This window comes from Clostridium sp. CAG:221 (assembly GCA_000435835.1).
In the GTDB taxonomy this organism is placed as follows: Bacteria; Bacillota; Clostridia; order Clostridiales; family Clostridiaceae; genus Clostridium.
In genome coordinates, this window is record FR883363.1 from 7,757 (window position 1) to 13,546 (window position 5,790).

At 32.5% G+C, this 5,790-nt stretch carries 6 protein-coding genes; all 6 read left to right on the top strand.

Going from position 1 to position 5,790, the window contains the following annotated elements; translation table 11 throughout:
* Positions 1–194 precede the first annotated feature (194 nt).
* The 6 genes from Q5O44_RS01590 (at position 195) to Q5O44_RS01615 (ending at position 5,728) form a co-directional block, all read left to right on the top strand.
* Entirely contained in the window at positions 195–821 is a 627-nt protein-coding gene (locus Q5O44_RS01590; protein WP_022166631.1) for a redox-sensing transcriptional repressor Rex, read from the top strand.
* Between the two features lie 233 nt (positions 822–1,054).
* Positions 1,055–1,837: a short-chain-enoyl-CoA hydratase gene (locus Q5O44_RS01595; RefSeq protein ID WP_022166632.1), complete on the top strand. Its 783-nt coding sequence runs from the start codon at positions 1,055–1,057 to the stop codon at positions 1,835–1,837.
* Between the two features lie 61 nt (positions 1,838–1,898).
* Positions 1,899–3,038, top strand: coding sequence for an acyl-CoA dehydrogenase (locus Q5O44_RS01600; protein WP_022166633.1), 1,140 nt, complete (start codon positions 1,899–1,901; stop codon positions 3,036–3,038).
* Positions 3,039–3,057: 19 nt separating this feature from the next.
* Positions 3,058–3,837, top strand: a complete 780-nt coding sequence (locus Q5O44_RS01605) for an electron transfer flavoprotein subunit beta/FixA family protein (protein WP_022166634.1) — start codon at positions 3,058–3,060, stop codon at positions 3,835–3,837.
* Positions 3,838–3,861: 24 nt separating this feature from the next.
* Entirely contained in the window at positions 3,862–4,866 is a 1,005-nt protein-coding gene (locus Q5O44_RS01610; protein ID WP_022166635.1) for an electron transfer flavoprotein subunit alpha/FixB family protein, read from the top strand.
* Positions 4,867–4,879: 13 nt separating this feature from the next.
* Positions 4,880–5,728, top strand: a complete 849-nt coding sequence (locus Q5O44_RS01615; RefSeq protein ID WP_022166636.1) for a 3-hydroxybutyryl-CoA dehydrogenase — start codon at positions 4,880–4,882, stop codon at positions 5,726–5,728.
* Positions 5,729–5,790 lie beyond the last annotated feature (62 nt).

A 5,790-nucleotide genomic window follows, 5' to 3' on the forward strand; every position in this document is an offset into this window, starting at 1 on the left:
GAAATAATGAGTTGTATTATTGGTTATATTTAGAAAATCCGTGATGGAATATAGATTTAGAAAAAAAAGTATGTTATTATATTATCAAAGTGTTTAAAATTATAAACAATATGGGGTAATAGGATATATATTTTTTTATGGTAATTAAATTGTCATAATGTTAAGCAAAATATAAGAAAGTGAGAGAATATACTATGGAAAAGAAGAAAAATGTTTCTATGGCAGTTATAAAAAGAATGCCAAAGTACTATAGATATTTAGGAGAACTTGTCAAAAATGATGTTGATAGAATATCTTCCAAAGAATTAGGTGAAAAAATAGGTTTTACTGCTTCTCAAATAAGACAGGATTTAAATAACTTTGGAGACTTTGGACAACAAGGTTATGGATATAATGTAAAAGAACTACATAATCAAATTGGAGCTATTTTAGGTGTAGGAAAAGAATATAATGCAGTACTTATTGGAGCTGGAAATATAGGTCAAGCGATAGCGAATTATAGTAGATTTACTGATATAGGTCTTGGAATAACAGCAATATTTGATGCAAATCCAAAACTTGTAGGCATGAGAATAAGAGATGTTGAAATAAAAGATATTGATGAACTTAAAGGATATTTAGAAGAAAATCATATAGATATGGGAATACTTTGTGTTCCTAGAATAAATGCACAAAAGGTATGTGATGTTTTAGTAAATGGTGGAGTTAGAGGGATATGGAACTTTGCACCAATAGATCTTCATGTGCCAGAGACTGTTAAGGTAGAAAATGTTCATTTATCTGAAAGTTTATTAACTTTAGTTTACCAAATGAATAAATAAGAAAAGCACATAAAAAAGAGCGCTAGTAATAGAGCTCTTTTTTTATGCGCTAATAATTGTAAAATAAAAGTAAAATTACAAAATATTGTTGCAAATGTAAAAAATAGTTATTATAATTAGAGTGTAATTAAGATTTATATTAAGATTAACCTTGTAAAGAGGTAAATTTTTTTGTTGATATTTGTTATATAATTAACAAACAATATCTGGGATTTATATATAGGGAGGCAAATATGGAATTTAATAATGTTCTTTTAGAAAAAGAGGGTAATATTGCTACTGTAACAATAAACAGACCTAAAGCATTAAATGCTTTAAATTCTGAAACTTTAAAAGAGTTAAATGCTGTAATAGAGGATTTGGAAAATGATAACAATATTTATTGTGTAATTTTAACAGGTTCAGGTGAAAAATCTTTTGTTGCTGGTGCTGATATTGCAGAAATGAAAAATCTTGATTCAAAGGGTGGAAAGGAATTTGGTTTACTAGGTAATAAAGTATTTAGAAGACTTGAAAATTTAGATAAACCAGTTATTGCAGCAATTTCAGGATTTGCTCTAGGAGGAGGCTGTGAACTTGCAATGGCATGTGATATAAGAATTGCCTCTGAAAAGGCTAAGTTTGCTCAACCTGAAGCAGGGCTTGGTATAACTCCTGGATTTGGTGGAACTCAAAGGCTTCCAAGACTTGTTGGAGAAGGAAAGGCAAAGGAATTAATTTATACATGTGCAATAGTAAAAGCTGATGAAGCGTTATCTATAGGATTAGTAAATAAAGTTGTGCCTTTAGATAAATTAATGGATGAAGCAAGAGCTATGGCAAAAGCTATATGTTCAAATGCACCAATAGCTGTTAAGACATGTAAGGATGCCATAAATAGAGGTATGCAAGTGGATATAGATAAGGCTATAGAAATAGAGGCAGGGGATTTCGGAAGCTGCTTTGATTCTTTAGATCAAAAAGAAGGAATGAGTGCATTTCTAGAAAGAAGAGAAAAGAATTTCCAAAATAAATAATAATTTGTTTTAAATAAATGTGTTTAAGTATGTATAAGGGCAATTTATGGGAGGTAAAAGTATGAATTTTACATTGACTAAGGAGCAAGAATTAGTTAGGCAAATGGTTAGAGATTTTGCAGTTAATGAAGTTAAACCAATAGCTGCTGAAATAGATGTAACAGAAAGATTTCCAATGGAAAACGTTAAGAAAATGGGAGAGTTAGGAATGATGGGAATTCCTTTCCCTACTGAATTTGGTGGAGCTGGTGGTGATGTATTATCTTATATCCTAGCAGTGGAAGAGCTATCAAAAGTTTGTGCTACTACAGGAGTTATTCTTTCAGCACATACATCACTTTGTGCTTCATTAATAAATGAAAATGGTACTCCTGAACAAAAAGAAAAATATTTAAGAGACTTATGTACAGGAAATAAGATTGGTGCATTTGGACTTACTGAACCAGGAGCAGGTACAGATGCAGCAGGACAACAAACTACAGCAGTATTAGATGGAGATAACTATATATTAAATGGTTCTAAGATATTTATCACTAATGGGGGCGTAGCTGATACATTTATCGTATTTGCCATGACTGATAAATCAAAGGGTACTAAGGGAATATCAGCATTTATTGTTGAAAAAGGCTTCCTAGGATTCTCAATAGGAAAGAAAGAGGACAAGCTTGGTATAAGAGCATCTTCTACTACAGAGCTTATATTTGAAAACTGTGTAGTTCCAAAGGAAAATTTAATTGGTAGAGAAGGAAAAGGCTTTGGTATAGCAATGAAAACTCTTGATGGAGGAAGAATTGGTATAGCTGCTCAAGCATTAGGAATTGCAGAAGGCGCTTTAGATGAAGCTATCAAATATATGAAAGAAAGAAAACAATTTGGTCGACCTATAGCAGCATTCCAAGGATTACAATGGATGGTTGCTGAAATGAGCACAAAAATTGAAGCTGCTAGATTCTTAGTATATAAAGCTGCATGGTTAAAAGAAAATAAACAGCCATATTCAATAGATGCTGCTAGAGCAAAATTATATGCAGCAGAATTAGCTATGGATGTTACAACTAAGGCTGTTCAATTGTTTGGTGGATATGGATATACTAAGGAATATCCAGTTGAAAGAATGATGAGAGATGCTAAGATCACTGAAATTTATGAAGGAACTTCTGAAGTTCAAAAGATGGTCATTTCAGGAAGCTTATTAAAGTAATTAAGGGAGGCTTAAAATAATGAATATAGTAGTTTGTTTAAAACAAGTTCCAGATACAACTGTTGTTAAGATAGATCAAAAAACAGGAACATTAATTAGAGATGGTGTTCCTTCAATAATTAATCCAGAGGATAAGCATGCATTGGAAGCAGCATTATGCTTAAAGGAAAAGCATGGAGGAAAGGTTACAGTAATAAGTATGGGACCTCCTCAAGCAAAAGATGCTTTAAGAGAAGCTTTATGTATGGGGGCAGATGATGCAATATTAATTACAGATAGAGCTTTTGGTGGAGCTGATACATTAGCTACTTCAAGAACAATAGCTTCAGCCATAAGAAACTTAGACTATGATATTATCTTTGGAGGTAGACAAGCTATTGATGGTGATACAGCACAAGTTGGACCAGAAATTGCTGAGCATTTAGGAATACCTCAAGTAACATATGTACAAAATGTTGAAGTAGAAAGTGATGGATTATTAGTAAATAGAGCATTAGAAGATGGATATGAAATGATTAAGGTTCAAACTCCAGTACTTTTAACTGCTATAGCAGAATTAAACCATCCTAGATATATGAATGTTGGAAAGATATTTGCTACTAAGGATAAAGAAATAACTGTATTTACAGCAAATGATCTTGATGTTGATGCATCACAAATAGGATTAAAGGGATCTCCAACTAAAGTTAAGAAATCTATGACTAAAGAAGCTAAAGGTGCTGGAGAAGTGGTAAAGGAAAGTGCACCAGAAGCAGTTTCATATGTTTTAGGTAAATTAAAGGAAAAGCATTATATCTAGGATTGCTTAAGGGAGGAATTGAAAATGAATATAGCAGATTATAAAGGTATTTGGGTTTTTGCTGAGCAAAGAGAAGGTAAATTACAAAAAGTTTCTTTAGAGTTATTAGGAGAAGGAAAGAGACTTGCAAATGAATTAGGAGTTAAGCTTACAGCAATCTTATTAGGAAATAATGTAGAAGGTTTAGCACCTATTTTAGGAGAACATGGTGCAGATGAAGTGCTTGTGGCTGAAAGTCCAGAATTAGAACATTATACAACTGATGGCTATACAAAAGTAATTTGTGATTTAGCAAATGAAAGAAAGCCAGGAATTATATTCATTGGAGCTACATTTATCGGAAGAGATTTAGGTCCAAGAGTAGCTGCAAGATTATCAACAGGGTTAACTGCTGACTGTACTTCATTAGCTGTAGAAGTTAGCGATGGTGCTTTATTAGCTACTAGACCAGCTTTTGGTGGTAACTTAATGGCTACAATTGCATGTCCAGATCACAGACCTCAAATGGCCACTGTAAGACCAGGGGTTTTTACTAAATCTACTGAAAAGAATACTGAGTTCGTTGTGGAAAATGTTAAAGTTCAAATAGAACCTTCAGATATAAGAACTCAAGTTTTAGAAATAGTTAAAGCTAATAAAGAAATAATTGATATTGGAGAAGCTAAGGTAATAGTTTCAGGTGGAAGAGGAGTAGGTTCTGAAGAGAATTTTGAATTATTAAGACAGTTAGCGCATGCTTTAGGCGGTGTTGTAGCAGGATCTAGAGCAGCTGTTGAAAAAGGATGGATAGATGCAGCATATCAAGTTGGACAAACAGGTAAGACTGTTAAACCTACAATATATGTAGCATGTGGTATTTCAGGAGCTATTCAACACGTTGCTGGTATGCAAGATTCAGATATGATTATAGCAATTAATAAAGATGAAACAGCTCCAATTATGAAAGTAGCTGATTATGGAATAGTTGGAGATTTAAATAAGGTAATACCAGAAATGATTACTCAATTAAAAGAAATTCAAGAGAATTAGGAGGTATAGTTTTATGGAAAAGATTTTTGTTTTAGGTGCTGGAACTATGGGAGCAGGAATAGTTCAAGCTTTTGCTCAAAAAGGTTATGAAGTTATTGTAAGAGATATAAAAGATGAATTCGTTGAAAGAGGATTAGCTGGAATCAATAAAAATTTAAGTAAATTAGTAGCTAAAGGAAAAATGGACGAAGCTACAAAGGAAGCAGTTCTTTCAAGAATATCAGGAACAACTGATATGAACTTAGCTGCAGATTGTGATTTAGTTGTAGAAGCAGCAATAGAAAATATGGAAATTAAAAAATCTATATTTGCAGAACTAGATGGTATTTGTAAAGAAAGCACAATACTAGCTTCAAATACATCTTCTTTATCAATAACTGAAGTGGCTTCAGCTACTAAGAGACCAGATAAGGTTATAGGAATGCACTTCTTTAATCCAGCTCCAGTAATGAAGCTTGTTGAAGTTATTAGAGGAATAGCTACATCAGATGATACTTTTAACACTGTAAAAGAATTATCAGAAGCTATAGGAAAGAATCCAGTAGAAGTTGCAGAAGCTCCAGGATTTGTTGTTAATAGAATACTTATTCCAATGATCAATGAAGCATCATTTATCCTTCAAGAAGGAATTGCTTCAGCAGAAGATATAGATACAGCTATGAAATATGGTGCAAATCATCCAATGGGACCTTTAGCACTAGGAGATTTAATTGGACTTGATGTATGCTTAGCTATTATGGATGTATTATATAAAGAAACAGGAGATACAAAATATAGAGCAAGCAATATATTAAGAAAATATGTTAGAGCTGGTTGGCTTGGAAGAAAGAGTGGAAGAGGATTCTTTAACTACCAAGGGTAATTAAGAATTAAGAATTAAAAATTAAAAATTAATGAAGGAATTTCCCTTAGGGAAATTCCTTC